The sequence below is a fragment of the Pseudomonas sp. LP_7_YM genome, assembly GCF_004364435.1.
GTDB lineage: Bacteria > Pseudomonadota > Gammaproteobacteria > Pseudomonadales > Pseudomonadaceae > Aquipseudomonas.
Genome location: NZ_SOCT01000005.1, coordinates 204,014 through 222,873, shown reverse-complemented (window position 1 = coordinate 222,873; position 18,860 = coordinate 204,014). Strand labels below are relative to the sequence as shown.

Genomic DNA, 18,860 nt, shown 5'->3' with positions numbered 1-18,860 from the left:
CTCACGCGGGAGTCAGGCAGTAATGTTCGATCAACTGACGCAATAGACGCACGGTAGGCTGCAAACGGGACATTTCGAGATATTCGCCGGGCTGGTGCGCGCAAGCGATGTCACCGGGACCCAATACGATCGTTTCGCAACCAAGGCGCTGAAGATAAGGCGCTTCGGTGCCAAATGCCACTGCTTCAGCCGTATGACCCGTCAGACGTTCAGCAACGCGTACCAGTTCCGCATCGGCGCTTTGTTCGAACGGCGCGACCTCCGAGAACAGCGGCGCGTAGTTGATCTTCACTTGGTGCTGTTCGGCCAGTGGCTGCAGCTTTTGCCGAATCGCAGCACGCAACATTTCCGGATCCATGCCCGGCAGCGGGCGCAGGTCAAACTCCAGCGAGCACTGCCCACAGATGCGATTGGGGTTGTCGCCACCGTGGATGCAGCCGAAATTCATGGTTGGCTGGGGCACAGTGAATTGCGGGTTGCTGAACTGCGTCCGCCATTGCTGGCGCAGGCCTTTGAGCGCGCCGATCGCGTCGTACATCGCCTCAAGGGCACTGTGACCCAAGCTCGGGTCCGATGAATGGCCGCTGCGCCCGAGAATATCGATGCGCTCCATCATCACGCCCTTATGCAGACGAATCGGCTTGAGGCCCGTAGGCTCGCCGATCACGGCCGCGCGCCCCAGCACGCCACCGGCAGCCGCAAGGGCCTTGGCGCCAGCCATCGAGCTTTCCTCATCACAGGTCGCCAGAATGATCAACGGCTGCTTGAAAGGCTTGTTCAGCAAGGGTTGCAGCGCCTCGATTGCCAGCGCAAAGAAGCCTTTCATGTCACAGCTGCCGAGTCCTACCCAGTTGCCGTCGACTTCTGTCAGCTTCAGCGGATCGGTCTTCCACAGTGCGTCGTCGTAAGGAACGGTATCGCTGTGTCCGGACAGCACCAGGCCACCGGGGCCGGAGCCATAAGTCGCCAGCAGGTTGAACTTGCCAGGGCTGATTTGCTGGATATCGCACGCAAAACCCAGATCGCCAAGCCAGGTGGCCAGCAGGTCGATGACGGTGCGATTGGACTGGTCCAGCGCAGGCTGCGTGCAGCTCACCGAAGGCGCGGCGATCAAAGCCGCGAATTGGTCTTTCATGGACGGCAACGGCATGGGCAACTCCTCGAATGCTGGCTCCATCATAGGGTGATTGGGCCGCAGGAATAAACTGTCACGGTTGATGTCCTGTACACTGCACGACCCACGCAGTTGTGTCGATTCCGGCTGCGTCCCCTGTTCTCAGAAATAAAGCGCCTATCGCGATAGAGCGCCTGGATTCCCGGCCATGCAGAAAGAAACCGAAATCAAACTCCGCGTCAGCCGCGAAACCCTCATTGCCTTGCGCGACCATCCGTTGCTGAAAAAGCGCAACAAAAGCGGTTGGGAGCGGCTGGAGCTGTTCAACCAGTATTTCGATACGCCCGAGCGCGAGCTCGCCCACGCCAAGGTCGCCCTGCGCGTGCGCCGTGATGGCGACGCGATCATCCAGACCTTGAAGACCCGCGGCCAGAGCGTTGCCGGTCTGTCCGAGCGCAACGAGTACAACTGGGAACTGCCCAAGGCCAAGCTGGATGTGAAGAAGCTGGACGGCGAATGCTGGCCCGAGCAACTGGCGGATCTGGACAAGAAGACCATCAAACCGTTGTTCACCACCGACTTCGTTCGCGAGAAGGCAGAAATCGCTTGGGGCCGTGGCAAGGCCAAGGTTGTGATCGAGGCGGCGCTGGACCTGGGCAAGGTCATCGCAGGCAAGCAACAGGAAGAAATCTGCGAGTTGGAGTTGGAGCTGCGTGAAGGCGAGCCTGCCGCGTTGCTGGAACTGGCTGCAGAGTTGGCTGAGAAGCTGGCGCTGATGCCTTGCGACATCAGCAAGGCCGAGCGCGGCTATCGCCTGTTCGACGCCAGCAGCTATTCGATCAGGTTGCCGCTGCCGGAACTGCATGCCGAGACCTCCGTCGATCAGGCCTACAGCGCGCTGGCCTGGTATCTGCTAGGCAGCAGCCAGCGTCTGGCCGAGCAGTATCGCTTCAACGGGCACTGGAATCTGTTGCAGGAATGGGTCGACGTGCTCGCCGAACTGCGCGCACTGTCCTCAAGCCTGGGTCAGGCCGCGCCGCGTGCCACCACTCACGACTTGCGCGCCGCGCTGGATGCCTTGCTGGAAGACTGGCGTACGCTGGTTCAGGCCGGTCAGGAAGACGCCGATGTACGTGCTGCGGCCCATGAGCAATTCATCGAAGAGCTAGAAGACCCGCGCTGGGGCCTTTTCTCGCTGACCACCTCGCGCTGGCTGATGGCGCAAAGCTGGACCACCGAGCGCAATAATCGCGGCAACCGGCAGGGCAACGCGATGCTTAGCAGCTGGGTCCCGCGCTTTCTGGGCGATGAAGCGACGGCGCTGAACCTGCCACGCTATCAGCAACAGCCGGAAGATCTGGCCGAACAATTGCCTCGCATCGAACGCATTCAGGGCTGGCTGCACTACGCCCGCCACACTCTGGAGTTGCCAGAGCTGGACCGCCTGTACGGTGAACTGAACAAACTCGAACAACTGGCGCACCTGGACATCAGCGACGAAGTCCTCGAAGCACGCGTGCAACAGACCATCGCCGTACTGCAAAGCCGGGCCTGGAAGACGTTGCTGAAGATCTGACGGCAGTCTGACTGAGGAGCTGGCTTGCCGGCTCCTACTGGCCTTGAGTGCCGCTGCAGAACAGTCGCCTGAGCAAACGTCAGAACCCGGCTACTTCGATATAGGCAAACTCGTCGTCGATTTGATCTCGGAAAGCGCCACGGTCGAATTCACCTCCTGGATCCCCGGCACCAGCGACAGCTTCTCGAAGAAAAACCGCTCATAGGCCTCAATGTCCGGCGTGACAATGCGCAGCAGAAAGTCCACGGACCCCATCAGCACATAGCACTCCAACACCTCTGGAAACCCACGAATCGCGTCGGTGAATTCGGTGAAATTGGAGCGACCGTGCGCGTTGAGTTTTACCTCCGCAAAGATCTGCGTGTTCAGCCCGATCTTCTTGCGATCCAGCAGCGTCACCTGCCTGCGAATCACTCCTTCATCTTTCAGTCGCTGAATCCTGCGCCAGCACGGGGATTGAGACAGGCCCACCTGCTCGGCGATCTGCGCGCTGGACAATGAAGCGTCCTCTTGGAGCAACGCGAGTATCTTGCGATCATAAGTATCCAGCTCTGTTTGCATAATCAATTCTCTAAATACACGCGCCCCACATTAACAATTCTCAACAAGCCTGAAACAGCTAATTATGGGTCAGAATTTTCTACGCTGGCATGTAAAACTTTCTTTCACTCAACAGCTCGTCGAAGCCCATTCGCACAGCAGACGAAAACAGGAGAGTTCAGCATGCCGCACCTTGAAGCCGTCAACACCGCCCCGCTTCGTTATGACGCCTGGTCCGCTGCCAACGCCCATTGCTGCTCACGCTATCAGATCCTTGCCGAAGCCGAGCCCGATACGCTGTGCCGGCTCCTGAATCTGTTCGCCATGCAGTACCTGATCCCGCAGCAAGTCAACGTCTTGCAGCAGGAGGGCATGCTGATGATCAATATTGAAGCGGACGGCATGACGTGGCATCGGGCACAGGTCATTGGTAAAAAAATGCGCAACCTGATCAATGTTTGTACAGTAGAACTGGAACCGATCAGCGATTTGCACGTCCTATCCGAGCCCGTCTCGCTCGCTGTCGGTTGAGTCTCGAAAATATTGGCAACGCTTCACTGTCTGCAGGACGCAACAACTGGCACGCTTGGGACTACTCTTGCTTATCTACTTAGTAAGTCGTCTCGTCCAAAGGAGCCCGCATGTCCGTCCTTGCCTCATCTTCCCAGGACCGCTGGCTAGATCTGAATGAAGTGCTGCGCGATCTCGTCGCGCAGGGATACCTTGATCAGGACAATGCCGAATACGCACTGACCTTGCGCCGAAGTACGCAGCATTTGCAGACCCATCCGCTGGAATTCATCGCCACGCAGCAGTTCGATGACCCCAAGCGCCCGGGCAAGAAGCTCGATCTGGAAACCCTCACCGACTGGCTCGCCGATCAGGCTGGCCAACCGTATCTGCGCATTGATCCGTTAAAGATCAACGTAGCCGCCGTCACCCCTTTGATGTCTTACGCCTTCGCGCAGCGCCACAAGATCCTGGCCGTTGCCGCAGATCGCGAGTGCGTGACCATCGCCAGCGCCCAGCCTTACGTAAAAGCGTGGGAAGCGGACTTGATGCACGTGCTGAAAATGCCGATCAAGCGTGTGGTCGCCAACCCCGTGGATGTACAGAAACTGGCCGTCGAGTTTTACCGTTTGGCGAAATCAGTCAGCGGCGCTAACGCAACTGACCAAAAAGTGAGCAACCTGGGTAACTTCGAGCAGTTGCTCAAGCTCGGCGCGAGTGATCAGGAACCGGACGCAAACGACGCGCACATCGTCAATATCGTCGATTGGCTGTTCCAGTACGCCTATCAGCAGCGCGCCAGCGACATTCACATCGAACCTCGCCGGGAAGCCGGGACCGTACGCTTTCGTATCGATGGTGTGCTGCACAACGTCTATCAGTTTCCGCCACAGGTGACGATGGCTGTCACCAGCCGCCTGAAGAGCCTTGGCCGGATGAACGTGGCCGAGAAGCGCAAGCCGCAGGACGGTCGGGTCAAAACCAAGACCCCCGATGGCGGCGAAGTGGAATTACGCCTGTCGACCTTGCCTACTGCGTTCGGCGAAAAGATGGTGATGCGGATCTTCGATCCGGAAGTGCTGCTCAAGGATTTCGACCAATTGGGCTTCTCCGGCGACGATTTGCGTCGTTGGGAAGGCATGACGCGCCAGCCCAACGGCATCATTCTGGTGACCGGGCCGACCGGTTCGGGGAAAACCACCACGCTGTACACCACGCTGAAAAAGCTGGCCACAGCGGAGGTGAATCTTTGCACCATCGAGGACCCTATCGAGATGGTCGAACCGGCGTTCAACCAGATGCAGGTTCAGCACAACATTGACCTGACCTTCGCCAGCGGTGTTCGCGCCCTGATGCGGCAAGACCCGGATATCATCATGATCGGCGAGATTCGCGACCTGGAGACTGCCGAAATGGCGATTCAGGCCGCGCTCACCGGCCACCTTGTACTTTCGACACTGCACACCAACGACGCGCCCAGTGCCATCAGCCGTCTGCTGGAGCTGGGGGTGCCGCATTACCTGCTGAAAGCGACGATCCTAGGCGTGATGGCCCAGCGTCTGGTGCGTACGCTGTGCCCGCATTGCAAAGCGCCGGTGGAGATCGATGAAGTCGATTGGCAGACCCTGACCCGCCCCTGGCAGGCGCCTGTGCCGAGCGGGGCGCAGCAGGCGGTGGGTTGCGCAGAGTGCCGCGACACCGGTTATCGCGGGCGTGCCGGGGTGTACGAGATCATGCTGATGTCCGACGCAGTAAAATCCCTGATCACCGCAGATCTGGACCTTACGGCGTTGCGCCGCCAGGGTTTCAAGGACGGCATGCGCAGCCTGCGCTTGTCCGGCGCACAAAAAGTCGCCGCCGGATTGACCACGATCGAAGAAGTGCTGCGGGTTACGCCGCACAGCGAGCAACGGTAGACACGCTGCCTAGCAGAAGCAATGAATGGCGATTTTTCCCGGCGCAGTGATTTTTTTGATACAAGAAATATTCGCAGAGCGGGTGCCTTCACCTTACTCTCCGCAGCCTTATCAATAGCGATCAACAGGGACGGATTATGCAAATCGGTAGTGTGGCTCTACTTTTCGTCGGACTGGCCATTGCCATCGTGTTCATGGGCTTCAAGGTTGTGCCCCAGGGCTACCAATGGACGGTCGAGCGCTTCGGGCGCTATACCAACACGCTCAAACCCGGCCTCAACATCATCGTGCCAGTGGTGGACCGTATCGGGCACAGGATCAACATGATGGAAACGGTGCTGGATATTCCGCCGCAGGAGGTCATCACGTCCGACAACGCCACAGTGCAGATTGACGCAGTGTGCTTCTATCAGGTGGTCAATTGCGCGCAGGCGGCGTACGAGGTCAACAACCTGCAGCATGCGATCCGCAATCTGCTGCAGACCAACATCCGTACCGTGCTGGGCTCCATGGAGCTGGACGCCATGCTCAGCCAGCGCGACGGTATCAACGAACGCCTGCTGCGCATCGTCGATGAGGCCACTGCGCCGTGGGGCATCAAGATCACACGGATCGAGATCAAGGACATCAGCCCGCCCGCGGATCTGATGGCAGCCATGTCCGGGCAGATGAAGGCCGAGCGGATCAAACGCGCTCAGATTCTCGAGGCAGAAGGTCTGCGGGCTTCGGCCATTCTCACCGCCGAAGGCAAGAAACAGGCGCAGATTCTCGAAGCCGAAGGCGAGCGGCAGGCCGCGTTTCTGGAGTCTGAAGCCCGTGAGCGGCAGGCCGAAGCCGAGGCCCGCGCGACCCAGGTGGTGTCCGAAGCAATCGCTGCCGGTGACGTGCAAGCCATCAATTATTTCGTCGCGCAGAAATACATCGACGCACTCGGCAAACTGTCGTCGGCCAACAACAGCAAAGTCATCCTGATGCCGCTGGAAGCCAGCCAGATGATCGGTGCAATCGGCGGCATCGGCGAGATCGTCAAGGCGACGTTCGACAAAGGGAATCTCGACAAGAACAGGCCCGACACGGGCAAGCGAGTCTAAATCATGTGGCATTACGTGCAGAACCTGTCGTTCTGGGACTGGCTGGGGCTGGGCACTGTGCTGCTGATCCTCGAGGTCTTTGGCGCAGGCGGTTATTTGCTTTGGATAGGCGTGGCAGCGGCGGGCGTTGGCATTCTCACGTACATCCTCCCGTCGATGAGCTGGGAAGTGCAGTTCCTGCTGTTTGCCGTGCTTTCGGTGTTAACGGCGCTGTATTGGTGGCGTCGCCAGCGCAATGTGCTTCGCAAGTCCGACCAGCCGGGGCTCAACATGCGCGGCTCGGAGCTGATTGGCAAGACGTTCGTGGTGCATGACGCCATCGTCAGCGGGCGCGGCAAGATCAAGGTCGGCGACGGGGTATGGATGGTCGTAGGCCCTGACACCCCGGCAGGCGATCAGGTGACAGTCATTGCACAGGACGGGGCGATTTTGAAGGTTGAAGGGGTTTGAGCAAAAGCGAATCCATATCTGTGGGAGCCAATTCATTCGCGATGAGGCCAGATGTCCGACGCACGATGTCTTCCGCTCGATTCTGGCCAATGAATTCACCGCTACAGATCCACCTGCAGCCGCTGTTCGCGCTTGAGATACGGAACTAGATCAGAGGCAGGCGGATCAAATCGTTTCAGAACATCCAACGTCGGAGTCACCCGCCATGCGTCTAAAACTTGCCGTAGCCACGTTAGCTCTGCTTTCCCTGCCCGTCGGTTCAGCCATGGCTGACAGCTTTCTGCACGACGTTATTTCGTCCGGCGCAACCACCGGCTCTACCTACCTGACTTTCCGGCATCACAAACTGATTGTGGCTGCGCAGGATGATGCCGGTAGCTTCGTCGCCAGCAACGGGGCCATTCGTGGCCCGTATCTGGAAGCAGCCATGAATCAGGTTCGCCAAGACAACCCGGGGCTGAACGCTTCGGACATGGATCTGGCAAACGCGATTCTGGCGAAGAACCTGGTTGCTGAGCAGTAACGCTCAACACCATAAAAAATGCCGTCCAATTGAGCGGCATTTTTATTTGGCAGGGAATAAACGCATCGGCAGCCAACACCGATTCGGGTGCTTATTCGCCGATCGCGGCTTTGTAAGCAGCGGCGTCCAGCAACTTTTCCAGGTCTGCGGGGTTGGAAGGCTTGAGCTTGAAAATCCATGAGCTGTAAGGCGCGCTGTTCAGCTCTTCAGGCGCATCGCCCAGTGCTTCATTCACCTCGATAACCTCACCGGCAACCGGCGAATAGATATCAGAAGCGGCCTTGACTGATTCGACCACGCCTGCTGCATCACTGGCAGCAAGCACCTTGCCGATTTCCGGCAACTCTACGAACACCACGTCTCCCAGCGCTTCCTGAGCATGATCGGAGATACCCACAGTCACAGTGCCGTCAGACTCCAGACGCGCCCATTCGTGACTTTCGGCAAAACGCAGTTCGGCGGGAATATCGCTCATAATTTTTATCCTCTCTACATCATCAGGTCAGCGGGAAACCCGCCAGGGATTGTCTTTGATAACAAGGGTCAAATCAGGGCCTTACCGTGACGAACGAACGTCGGCTGGACCACTCGAACCGGGTACCACTTGCCGCGGATCTCCACTTCAGCGCGGTCGCCAGTGGCTATCGGAACACGCGCCAGGGCAATCGACTTGCTCAGCGTAGGAGAGAAACTACCACTGGTAATCTCTCCTTCGCCAACTTCCGCTATTCGAACGACTTGATGCGCGCGCAAAACACCGCGCTCTTCAAGCACAAGCCCGACAAGCTTTGAGGCAATGCCCTTGGCTCGCTCTGCTTGGAGCGCACCACGACCAATGAAGTCGCGATCTTGCGGCGCCCATGCAACGGTCCAGCCCATGTTGGACGTCAGCGGTGAAACCTGCTCATCGATTTCTTGCCCGAAAAGATTCATTCCCGCTTCAAGGCGCAGCGTATCGCGCGCGCCCAAGCCAATCGGCGAGATTCCCGCGCCGACCATTTCGTTGAAAAAGCTGCAGGCTTGATCGCTCGGCAGGATGATCTCCAGCCCATCCTCGCCGGTATAACCGGTGCGGGCGATGAACCAGTCACCTTCCTGATGGCCTTCGAACGGCCTTAGGGTGTGGATAAGTTCGGAGCGCGTCTGAGTGACCAGCTCGGCGATTTTCTGCCGGGCATGCGGCCCCTGAATGGCCAGCATCGCCAACTCGGAACGTTGGATCACCTGCACGTCGAAGCCGCAAAGATGGGAATTCATCCAGGCCAGATCCTTGGTGCCGGTAGCCGCGTTGACCACCAACCGATATCCCTGGTCGGTACGGTAGACGATCATGTCGTCGACGATCCCGCCCTGAGGGTCGAGCATGGCGCTATAGAGCGCACGCCCGGTTTGCTGCAGTCTGCCGACGTCGTTTGCCAGCAAGTATTGCAGCCAGGGCTGGGCCTGACTGCCTGAAACGTCGAGCACATGCATGTGCGACACGTCAAAAACCCCACAGTCGCGGCGCACCTGATGGTGCTCTTCGACCTGTGAGCCGTAATGCAACGGCATATCCCAACCACCAAAATCGACCAGCTTCGCGCCGAGCGCAAGGTGCAGGTCAAACAGGGGCGTACGCTTTCCCATGGGTTTCTCCTTCCGGGCCAGGGAAATGTGAAAATTATAGCTGGCTGGGCACATTCGGCAGTACGCACACGCTTGCGCGTTAGAAACAGGCGGAAAATGCTCATTCAGAACAGCTGGAGTCGGACACGACCCAACCGCTTTTGCCTGTTCTTTGCCTTATTGCTTCGCTCGCTATGTTCTCCCATCCCCTTGGGGCGTGGCGAAGACGCGATCGCTGCAGGTCCCCCGTGACTAGGGGTCTGGAACCTTTGCGAACCTGCGGAATTGTCTGACAGACCGCGTCGATTGCGGCGCATTGTAGCCGCAAGGTTCGGACCCCGCACCTAGCCGATGGGCCTGGCAGACCGTCTGATCAAGCCAATGACCGGTAGTAAACCGACCATGACCAGCGTCAATGCCGGTAACGCGGCTCGCGCCCACTCGCCTTCGCTGGTCATTTCGAAGATGCGCACCGCCAGCGTGTCCCAGCCAAACGGGCGCATCAGCAGCGTGGCGGGCATTTCCTTGAGCACATCGACGAACACCAGCAAACCCGCACTCAGGGTTCCCGGGATCAGCAGCGGCAGATAAATTTTGAAAAACAAACGCGGCCCGCTAACACCCAGGCTGCGGGCCGCTTCTGGCAACGACGGACGGATCCGCGACAGGCTGTTCTCCAGCGGCCCATAGGCCACGGCGATGAAGCGCACCAGATACGCCAGCACCAATGCGGCAAGGCTTCCCAGCAACAACGGTTTGCCAGCACCACCCCACCAGGCGGAAAGGGGCACCACCATCTCACGATCCAGATAACTGAACGCCAGCATGATCGATACCGCCAGCACCGACCCAGGCAGGGCATAGCCGATGTTGGCCAGGCTCACTGCCGAGCGAATGGCACGGGTGGGCGCCAAGCGCCGGGCAAACACCAGGATCATCGCCACGCTGACCGTCACCAGAGCGGCAAGCGCCCCAAGGTACAGGGTATGCAGAATGAGACCGGTATAGCGTTCATCCAGGTCAAACCGTCCACGTTGCCAGACCCAGACAATCAGTTGCAACAGTGGCACCACGAATGCACAGATGAAAACCAGGCTGCACCAGGTACTGGCCGCTGCCGCCTTGAGGCCGTGCAGGTGATACAGCGCCTTGACCCGAGGTCGTTCATTGCTCGCGCTACGGGCCCCGCGGGCACGACGTTCACCGTACAGCACCAGCATCACAGCCAAGAGCAGCAGGCTGGCCAGTTGGACCGCGCTCGACAGGCTGAAGAAGCCATACCAGGTTTTGTAGATAGCCGTAGTAAAGGTGTCGAAGTTGAATACGGCAACCGCACCGAAATCTGCCAGGGTTTCCATCAAAGCGAGTGCGATGCCGGCACCAATCGCAGGTCTGGCCATCGGCAGCGCGACACGCCAGAACGCCTGCCAAGGCGACTGCCCGAGGATACGTGCGGCTTCCATCAGGCCTTTGCCCTGGGCGAGAAAAGCTGTGCGCGCGAGCAGATAAACATAAGGATAGAAGACCAGCACCAGAACGATGATCACCCCGCCCGTCGAGCGCACACGGGGAAAGCGGACGCCTGTGCCAAACCACTCACGCATGAGGGTTTGCACGGGGCCGGCAAAGTCGAGCAGGCCAACGAAAACAAAGGCCAGGACATAGGCCGGAATGGCGAACGGCAGCATCAGCGCCCAGTCCAGCCAGCGTTTGCCAGGAAACTCACACAATGCTGTGAGCCAAGCGAGACTCACGCCTAACAGGGTCACACCCACACCTACGCCGACGACCAACGTGAGGGTGTTGCCCAGCAGCCGGGGCAGCTGGGTTTCCCAAAGGTGGGACCAGATCTCGTGATCAATGGTTTGCCAGGAAAGCAACAGCACACTCAGGGGCAGCAGCACCAATGCGGCGATGGCGGAGACCAGGAGATACCAGCGGCGCTGAACGGGATGGGTCAAGAAGGTACTCTCAGGAAACTGCGGAGGCCGCAAGGAATCCCCGTGGAAGCGCATTCATTCGCGAAAGGGCCGGCTCGGTCGACACCAGTCTGTGTTCGCACCGGCGCCTCGCAAATGAACCCACTCCCGCAGGATCGTGTTCAGTCCGCTGCATCAGCAATTGAGCAAATATTCACACCGCGCAGGATCAATTCCAGCCCGCGCGATCCATCATGCGAATGGCCTCGGCCTGACGCCGCCCGGCCACTTCAACCGGGATAGTGTCGGCTTTGAATTTACCCCAGCTTGCGACTTCTTCAGAGGGCGGGACTTTCGGGTTGGCTGGAAACTCCTGGTTGGTGCCCGAAAAGATCGTCTGCGCTTCAGGCCCGGTCATCCATTCAACCAACGCCTTGGCCGCATCGGGATGGGGCGCGTATCGGGTCAGGCCGATGCCCGAAAGATTCACGTGGACGCCACGATCAGACTGGTTCGGCCAGAACAGGCGTACGGCCAGATCAGGATTCTGCCTGTGCAGGCGACCGTAGTAATACGTGTTAACGATGCCGACATCGCACTGCCCGGCATTGATCGCTTGAAGCACCGCAATGTCATCGGAGAATACGTCAGTGGACAGGTTGTTGACCCAACCCTTGAGGATCTTTTCCGACGCTTCGGCGCCGTGGGCCTCGATGAGCGTGGCGGTCAGCGACTGGTTGTAGACTTTCTTCGCGGTTCGCAGGCACAGGCGCCCTTCCCACTGCTTGTCAGCCAACGCCTCATAGGTGGTCAGTTCCTCGGGTTTGACCCGGTCGGTCGAGTACACGATGGTGCGCGCACGCAGGCTCAGCCCAGTCCAGCTGTGGGTCGAGGAGCGATACTGTGCGGGAATGTTTTCGTCGATGACCGACGAGGTGAATGGCTGGAGGATGCCCATCTGCTCGGCTTGCCACAGGTTACCGGCGTCGACCGTGAGCAGCAGGTCGGCGGTAGCGTTCTGCCCTTCAGCCTTGATGCGCTGCATCAATGGCGCTTCTTTGTCGGTGATGAACTTGACCTTCACGCCGGTCTTGGCGGTGTAGGCATCGAACACTGGCTTGATCAGCTCGTCGATCCGGGAGGAATACACCACCACTTCATCAGCGGCCTGGGCGTTGCCGCCGAGCACCGTCAATGCCAGGGCAGCCAAAAGACGCTTGCTTGCCTGCATGCTGAAATCTCGTCTTGTCAAAATGAGGCGAAATGGTAGTGAATCGCATCTGGCATCTCAACCGATGTCCGGTTTGAGCAGTTACCAGATGTTGCGGGGTAGGTTTACGAGCGATTCCAGACAGGAACACGATCACCTGAGGGCGCGAATTATCCGCAAGACGTCAGCATGGGCGACGTATACGTGTCGCATAATCGGCGTATCGCGAGCCGACCCGCCCCAGCAAGAAGTCCATGCCGGGACTGAAACCGCGCCGTGTCAGGGCTTCGCCAATGCCGGCAAATCTCCAGTCAACCCTAGCGCCTGGCGAACGAACATCGCCTTGGCCGCAGTCGAATGATCCACCACTTTCAACCCGGTGTTGCGCAACCAGCGCATCGGCAATGGATCAGCCTGGAACAGGCGCTCGAAGCCTTCCATCGCCGCCATCAGTGCGAGGTTATGCGGCATTCGGCGGCGTTCATAGCGGCTGAGCACTTTCTGATCGGCAATACGCTCGCCACGTTCGATTGCGCCCAGCAGCACCTCGGCCAGAACAGCCGCATCCAGAAACCCCAGATTCACACCTTGCCCCGCCAACGGATGGATGGTGTGGGCGGCGTCGCCGATCAGCGCCAATCCATCGGCGACATAACGCTTGGCATGCCGCTGTCGCAGAGGCACGCACAGCCGTGGATCAGCGCAAATCACCCGACCAAGACAGCCCTCGAAGGCTGTCTCAAGCTCGCGACAGAACGCTTCATCCTCAAGCTTCATTAGCCGTGCTGACTCGGCAGGCGTCACCGACCATACGATCGAACACCAGTGCTCTCCTTCTCGCTCGAGGGGCAAAAACGCCAGCGGGCCGTCGTCGGTGAATCGTTGCCAAGCCGTCTTACGGTGGGATTGGGCCGTGCGCACGCTGGTGACGATGGCGTGGTGCATGTAGTCCCATTCCCGCGTTGCCGTACCCGTCATGTGCCGGACTGTGGAGTTGGCGCCGTCGGCAGCGACTACCAAGGGCGCGCGCAAGGTGCGGCCATCGGAGAGGGTCAGCAGCCAGTCGTCACCCGAATGACGCATCTGTTCCAGACGCGCATTGGCCATGAGGCTGATATCGGTCTCGTGCAGACGCTCGATCAAGGCATCCTGCACCACGCGGTTTTCGACGATATGACCCAGCACCTGGGCATGCACGCTGGACGCAGAGAAATGCACTTTGCCCGTGCCGCTGCCGTCCCACACATGCATCTCGCTATAAGGGCTTAAGCGCCGCGAAACGATGCCATCCCAGACGTTCAAACGCTCGAGAATGCGCTGGCTGGCCGCAGACAAGGCGCTGACTCGTGGCTCGAAAGGGGCAGCGTGATCGAACGGTTTGACGTTCAACGGGCTGCCGTCCACCACGAGGATATTCAGCCCGCTGTCTCGCAGCGCCAGCGCAAGTGCGCTACCGACCATTCCGGCCCCGACAATCAGCAGATCTGCGCGCGTTTCCATGCTTTAAATCGTTCTCGCGGGTGGCGTTGGCCACGGATGAAAGAAGGGGTTAGACATCAGCTCGTGTTCCCAGCCCCATAGCCTGGCGGGCGAACCAACTCTTGGCCGACGGCAGCAGATCGAGGCCCAGCAAGCCAATGTTGCGGCTCGCAGTGATCATCGGTTGTCGACTGCCGAACAACCGCGTGACCTGATCAGAAAAGCCCACGGTGAGCTTCTGGTCCAGGTATTGGCGATCGCGATAAACCTGCAAGGTCGCCAGATCCCCCAGTGGCGCTTCACTGGCGAGCAAGGTTTCGGCCAGCGATGCCGCATCACGCAATGACAGGTTGAAACCCTGGCCGGCAATCGGGTGCAAGCTGTGCGCCGCATTACCCAGAACGACCAGATGCGAACGCACCTGCTCCTCGGCCTGAATCAGCGCCAGCGGATAGGCATGCCGCGCGCCGACTTGTTTCAACGCGCCGAGGCGGTAGCCGAATACGCCTTGCAGTTCATTCAGGAAGCTGCGCTCGTCCAGCGCCATCAGCCGCTGTACATCCTCAGCCGTGCGGGTCCAGACCAGCGCACAGCGGTTTTCCGGCAGCGGCAGCAGCGCCATTGGTCCCTGCTCGGTGAAGCGCTCGAAGGCCTGGCCGCGGTGCGCTTCGCCCGGTGTGATGTTAGCGATCAATGCGCTCTGATCGTATGGCGTCTTACGCACGCCGATGCCCAGCTGTTCGCGCAGACTCGAGCGCCCACCATCGGCGAGCACCGCAAGATCACAGTCCAGTTGGGTTTCATCGTTAAGGGTCAGGCGGTAACCATCGGTCAGCGCCTGCATCTGTTTCACCTCGCCAGGCACACGCCAGCTGATGACGTCTTTATCCAGGTCTTGCCACAGGCACCGACCCAGCCAGGCGTTCTCCGCCACGTAACCAAGGGCCGGCACGCCTTCCTGAATGGCTGACAGCTGCGCCGCACCGAAGCGGCCTTTGTCGGATACCTGAATGTGCAGGATAGGCTCGGCACGACGGCTGATCTGCTGCCACAGCCCCAGACGCTCGTAGATCTGCCGCGCGCCGAACGACAGTGCCGACGAACGTGCGTCATAGCTCGGCTGCCAGGTGTCGCCCGGTGCGAAGGGCTCGATCATGACGATCTTCCAGCCTCGCGCCTTGGCACCGGCTTGCAACGCCAACGCCAGACTCGCGCCGACTAAGCCGCCACCCACGATCGCGAGATTGAAACGACTCATGCGGCGTCAGTCCGCGCAGCAGCCATCAAGGCCTCGATTTCGGCGACGGATTTGGGCACGCCACCAGTGAGAATTTCACAACCCGTCCTGGTCACCACGACATCGTCCTCGATTCGTACACCGATCCCGCGCCACTTCTTCGCTACATTCTGATTGTCCGGCGACACGTAAATTCCAGGCTCTACGGTCAGCGCCATGCCGACCTCGAGTACCCGCCATTCGCCGCCGACCTTGTACTCGCCTACGTCGTGCACATCCATGCCTAGCCAATGTCCGGCGCGGTGCATGTAGAACGCTTTGTACGCTTCATTGGCAATCAGTTCATCGACATCGCCCTGCAACAGACCCAGCTCAACCAGTCCCGCCGTGATCACCTGCACCGTCGCCTCATGGGCCTGATTCCAGTGATTGCCCGGCTTGATAGCCGAAAATGCAGCCTCCTGAGACTTGAGTACCAGTTCGTAGATCGCTTTTTGCTCTGTCGAAAACCGGCCGCTGACCGGAAACGTGCGGGTGATGTCGCTGGCATAGCAGTCGATCTCGCAACCCGCATCGATCAGCACCAGATCGCCATCCTTAAGCGGTGCATGGTTTTCCTGATAGTGCAGGATGCAGGCGTTGCGACCTGACGCGACGATGGAGCCGTAAGCAGGCATCTTCGCTCCGCCCTTGCGGAACTCATAATCCAGCTCGGCTTCCAGGCTGAATTCGTACAACCCGGCGCGACTGGCCTGCATCGCGCGAACATGAGCGCGTGCGGATATCTGCGCCGCTTCGCGCATCACCTTCAATTCCGCCGCCGATTTATACAAGCGCATGTCATGCAGCAGGTGATCCAGAGCAACGAACTCATTCGGCGGTTGCGCGCCCAGGTGCGCCTTGGAACGAATCACGTTGATCCACTCCATCACATGCCGATCAAACTCGGGATTGTTGCCCATGCACGAATACACCCGGTCGCGGCCCTCGATCAGGCCCGGCAGGATGTCGTCGATGTCGGTGATGGGGAACGCATCGTCGGCGCCGAAATGACCGATTGCGCCATCCTGTCCGGCGCGCAGGCCGTCCCAAAGCTCGCGCTCTGGATTGCGCTCGCGGCAGAACAGCACGTACTCGCCATACTCTCGGCCGGGAATCAGTACGATGACCGCTTCAGGCTCAGGGAAGCCGCTCAAGTATTGGAAGTCGCTGTCCTGGCGGTACACATGCTCGACATCACGATTGCGAATGGCCACAGCGGCTGCCGGAAGGATGGCGATGCTGTTGGGCTCCATCTGCTCCATCAAGGCTTTGCGACGACGGGCGTATTCGGCTTTCGGGATATGGATCATGGGCAAGTGCGGGCCTCTGGATGGGCGCCGGTCATCGACGCACACAGGCAGCGATGACCGGAGGGCAACGATGGTTGATCAGTGCAGAGAAGGTTTCGCTTCAGGTGCTGCTTTCTTGTTGAACTCGGTGAACAGCAACAGCGGCGCAACGCGCAGGTATTCCATGACCTCCATGTAATCGCTCTCGCCGTCTTCGGATTCCTCCAGGGCGTCCTGAACCTGAGCGATAGCCGCCAGATCCTGCAACACTTCCTGGGTCTCCTGGGTCAGCGATTGATTACCAACCAGTGCGAAACCTGCAAGAAAGCCCTGGCACCATTGGCCCATCGCGGCGGCGCGGTCTGCGAGGGAATCATCGTCGCTCGGCAACAGCAGTACGACTGTCATGTCATCGCTGGTTAATTCGGCTTTGACCATTTCCTGCAAGCCAATCAGTGCCTGACGAACATTATCTTCCGGCTCTTTTTCAAGCAGCATGGAGGCGTCGACAAACCAGCCTTCGGGGGCGAAGCCTGCACCTGCGCAACTGCGGCCCAGCAACAGGCCCTGCAGCTCGGCAGGAGAGACAGGATGACCACCGCTTTTGAGCAGGGTGGCGAATGCGTTGTACGGGGAATTCTGATTAGGCATGGGCAACTAGGCGCCAGGCGGCGCAATGTCTAGAATGAAGGCCTTGTATCGTAGCACCGGCAGACACACCCAAGCTATCCAGGCGACATTGAGGGCAGTTCCTGAGGCCAGCACCTGCACCACTCATCAGAAAATAATCAGTGGGAAACGATGGAAGATAACGATCTGCAAGCGCTGATGGCTCGACTGGAATTATTGATCCATCGCGTCGAGCAACTAAAAAGTCAAAACCGACTCTTATTAGCTCAGGAAAAAACCTGGCGCGAGGAACGCGCTCACCTCATTGAAAAAAACGAAATCGCCCGGCAGAAGGTCGAGTCCATGATTTCGCGCCTCAAGGCCCTGGAGCAAGACTCATGAGTAATAGCAACAGCATCACTGTGCAAATCCTCGACAAAGAGTATTCGATCATCTGCCCGCAAGAGGAGCGCACCAACCTGGTCAGCGCCGCGCGTTACCTGGACGGCAAGATGCGTGAGATCCGCAGCAGCGGCAAAGTCATCGGTGCCGATCGAATCGCCGTCATGGCAGCGCTGAACATTACCCATGACCTGTTGCACAAACAGGAGCTGCCTGAAGCCCAGGCCAATGGCTCGACCCGCGAGCAGGTTCGTGACCTTCTGGATCGTGTCGATCTGGTCCTTGCCACGGATCCGGATAAAGCACAAGGCTGATTGTTACGACATCATTCGGTATACTTGCGACCGCTCCCTGAAGTATTTGCCAGTCGGTCATGTCCCTGAGCCGATACGCACAACCACGGGGGTTGCACGTTGGGGCTGGTGTGCATGTCCGCTCGACGGAAAGCCTTAAAGCCTCCTGCAATCTCCACCTTGAACTTTCGGGTTCAAGGGCTACACCGACAGCGGTTCGTCGGGGAGTCTCGAATCTTCAACCCATTGCCAGCGCGCTGTCTGGCAATGGGGATCGTGAATCAGCTTCATCGCACGATCACCTTCAAACCTCATGGACCCGCCTGCATGACCTCTTCTGGCGCTGCTTCCCTGAACGATCCCTCTACCCTCTCCCGCCCTCAGTTGCGTCGTGTTCTGCGCAAGGCTCGCCGCTCGCTTAATAAAGCCGAACAGCGACGAGCGGCACAAGGCTTGTACCGTCAACTGGCGCAAAACCCGCTTTTTCGTCGCGCCCGGCATGTTTCTTTGTATCTTCCGATGGACGGTGAAATCGACCCGCGCCTGCTGCTACGTGAAGCACAGCGTCGGGGTAAAGCGACTTACCTGCCAGTGCTCAGTGCATGGCCACGAACCAGGATGGTTTTTCAGCGGGTGCGGGAGGGGGATAAGTTCAAACCCAATCGATTTCGCATCCCCGAACCTCGCGTCAATCCCCGGCGGCAGCGCAAGATCTGGGCGCTGGATCTGATTCTGATGCCACTTGTAGGGTTCGACGATCAAGGTGGCCGATTGGGTATGGGCGGTGGATTCTATGACCGCAGTCTGGCCTATCAGGCACGCCGCAAGATGTGGCAGAAACCGGTTCTACTCGGCCTGGCCCATGAATGTCAGAAGGTCGAAAAGCTGGCCGTGGCCAGTTGGGATGTACCGCTGCAGGGAACGATATCGGACAAGCGTTGGTATCTGGCTTGATACGGCTTTTGACTTTGTAGGAAATGCAGTTGCCGCCATAACGCTTTCAGGCAGCAGATATGCGGCGACTGCGCTTACCTCATTGCGGACAAGCGCTCTCC

Annotated in this window: 19 protein-coding genes and 1 other RNA gene; 10 read left to right on the top strand and 10 right to left on the bottom strand. The window is 59.1% G+C overall.

What is annotated here, in order from left to right; all coding sequences use genetic code 11:
- Position 1 precedes the first annotated feature (1 nt).
- The gene (gene argE, locus EC915_RS14930; RefSeq protein WP_133751305.1) at positions 2 to 1,150 is read right to left on the bottom strand and encodes an acetylornithine deacetylase; all 1,149 of its coding nucleotides are present in this window, start codon (positions 1,148 to 1,150) and stop codon (positions 2 to 4) included.
- A gap of 172 nt (positions 1,151 to 1,322) precedes the next feature.
- On the opposite strand from argE, the gene EC915_RS14925 reads away from it, so the two are divergent.
- Complete coding sequence (locus tag EC915_RS14925) at positions 1,323 to 2,690, top strand: inorganic triphosphatase (protein WP_133751304.1); 1,368 nt, start codon at positions 1,323 to 1,325, stop codon at positions 2,688 to 2,690.
- Positions 2,691 to 2,780: 90 nt separating this feature from the next.
- On the opposite strand, the gene EC915_RS14920 is transcribed toward EC915_RS14925, so the two are convergent.
- Complete coding sequence (locus EC915_RS14920) at positions 2,781 to 3,251, bottom strand: Lrp/AsnC family transcriptional regulator (RefSeq protein WP_133751303.1); 471 nt, start codon at positions 3,249 to 3,251, stop codon at positions 2,781 to 2,783.
- A 162-nt stretch (positions 3,252 to 3,413) separates the two neighbouring features.
- Between EC915_RS14920 and EC915_RS14915 the strand changes: the two genes are divergently transcribed.
- The 5 genes from EC915_RS14915 (at position 3,414) to EC915_RS14895 (ending at position 7,720) form a co-directional block, all read left to right on the top strand.
- Entirely contained in the window at positions 3,414 to 3,761 is a 348-nt protein-coding gene (locus EC915_RS14915) for a hypothetical protein (protein ID WP_133751302.1), read from the top strand.
- 110 nt (positions 3,762 to 3,871) lie between these two features.
- Positions 3,872 to 5,656 (top strand): GspE/PulE family protein, encoded by a 1,785-nt coding sequence (locus tag EC915_RS14910; protein WP_133751301.1) that lies wholly within the window; start codon positions 3,872 to 3,874, stop codon positions 5,654 to 5,656.
- A 137-nt stretch (positions 5,657 to 5,793) separates the two neighbouring features.
- Entirely contained in the window at positions 5,794 to 6,747 is a 954-nt protein-coding gene (locus EC915_RS14905) for an SPFH domain-containing protein (RefSeq protein WP_133751300.1), read from the top strand.
- 3 nt (positions 6,748 to 6,750) lie between these two features.
- Positions 6,751 to 7,197 carry an NfeD family protein gene (locus EC915_RS14900; RefSeq protein WP_133751299.1) on the top strand — a complete coding sequence of 149 codons (447 nt, stop codon included), beginning with the start codon at positions 6,751 to 6,753 and terminating at the stop codon, positions 7,195 to 7,197.
- 205 nt (positions 7,198 to 7,402) lie between these two features.
- On the top strand, positions 7,403 to 7,720 hold the full coding sequence (locus EC915_RS14895; protein ID WP_133751298.1) for a DUF2388 domain-containing protein: 318 nt from the start codon (positions 7,403 to 7,405) through the stop codon (positions 7,718 to 7,720).
- Between the two features lie 91 nt (positions 7,721 to 7,811).
- On the opposite strand, the gene gcvH is transcribed toward EC915_RS14895, so the two are convergent.
- The 8 genes from gcvH to EC915_RS14855 form a co-directional block, all read right to left on the bottom strand.
- The gene (gene gcvH / locus EC915_RS14890) at positions 7,812 to 8,195 is read right to left on the bottom strand and encodes a glycine cleavage system protein GcvH (RefSeq protein WP_133751297.1); all 384 of its coding nucleotides are present in this window, start codon (positions 8,193 to 8,195) and stop codon (positions 7,812 to 7,814) included.
- A gap of 68 nt (positions 8,196 to 8,263) precedes the next feature.
- Entirely contained in the window at positions 8,264 to 9,346 is a 1,083-nt protein-coding gene (gene gcvT, locus EC915_RS14885) for a glycine cleavage system aminomethyltransferase GcvT (protein ID WP_133751296.1), read from the bottom strand.
- Between the two features lie 323 nt (positions 9,347 to 9,669).
- Entirely contained in the window at positions 9,670 to 11,286 is a 1,617-nt protein-coding gene (locus tag EC915_RS14880; protein WP_133751295.1) for an iron ABC transporter permease, read from the bottom strand.
- Between the two features lie 187 nt (positions 11,287 to 11,473).
- Positions 11,474 to 12,475 (bottom strand): extracellular solute-binding protein, encoded by a 1,002-nt coding sequence (locus EC915_RS14875; RefSeq protein WP_133751294.1) that lies wholly within the window; start codon positions 12,473 to 12,475, stop codon positions 11,474 to 11,476.
- A 258-nt stretch (positions 12,476 to 12,733) separates the two neighbouring features.
- Positions 12,734 to 13,954, bottom strand: a complete 1,221-nt coding sequence (locus EC915_RS14870) for a 2-octaprenyl-3-methyl-6-methoxy-1,4-benzoquinol hydroxylase (RefSeq protein ID WP_133751293.1) — start codon at positions 13,952 to 13,954, stop codon at positions 12,734 to 12,736.
- Between the two features lie 49 nt (positions 13,955 to 14,003).
- On the bottom strand, positions 14,004 to 15,191 hold the full coding sequence (gene ubiH / locus EC915_RS14865; protein ID WP_133751292.1) for a 2-octaprenyl-6-methoxyphenyl hydroxylase: 1,188 nt from the start codon (positions 15,189 to 15,191) through the stop codon (positions 14,004 to 14,006).
- On the bottom strand, positions 15,188 to 16,522 hold the full coding sequence (pepP, locus tag EC915_RS14860; RefSeq protein ID WP_133751416.1) for a Xaa-Pro aminopeptidase: 1,335 nt from the start codon (positions 16,520 to 16,522) through the stop codon (positions 15,188 to 15,190). Before pepP ends, ubiH begins: the two co-directional genes overlap by 4 nt.
- 78 nt (positions 16,523 to 16,600) lie before the next feature.
- Complete coding sequence (locus EC915_RS14855; RefSeq protein WP_133751291.1) at positions 16,601 to 17,152, bottom strand: YecA family protein; 552 nt, start codon at positions 17,150 to 17,152, stop codon at positions 16,601 to 16,603.
- A 150-nt stretch (positions 17,153 to 17,302) separates the two neighbouring features.
- Between EC915_RS14855 and EC915_RS14850 the strand changes: the two genes are divergently transcribed.
- The 4 genes from EC915_RS14850 to EC915_RS14835 all read left to right on the top strand — a co-directional run bounded on the left by EC915_RS14850 (position 17,303) and on the right by EC915_RS14835 (position 18,759).
- Positions 17,303 to 17,512 carry a TIGR02449 family protein gene (locus EC915_RS14850; protein ID WP_133751290.1) on the top strand — a complete coding sequence of 70 codons (210 nt, stop codon included), beginning with the start codon at positions 17,303 to 17,305 and terminating at the stop codon, positions 17,510 to 17,512.
- Entirely contained in the window at positions 17,509 to 17,826 is a 318-nt protein-coding gene (locus EC915_RS14845) for a cell division protein ZapA (protein WP_133751289.1), read from the top strand. The genes EC915_RS14850 and EC915_RS14845 overlap by 4 nt, the downstream gene beginning before the upstream one ends.
- 31 nt (positions 17,827 to 17,857) lie before the next feature.
- A non-coding RNA gene (ssrS, locus tag EC915_RS14840) (6S RNA) lies at positions 17,858 to 18,036 on the top strand.
- A gap of 96 nt (positions 18,037 to 18,132) precedes the next feature.
- Positions 18,133 to 18,759: a 5-formyltetrahydrofolate cyclo-ligase gene (locus tag EC915_RS14835; RefSeq protein ID WP_133751288.1), complete on the top strand. Its 627-nt coding sequence runs from the start codon at positions 18,133 to 18,135 to the stop codon at positions 18,757 to 18,759.
- Positions 18,760 to 18,860: the final 101 nt, after the last annotated feature.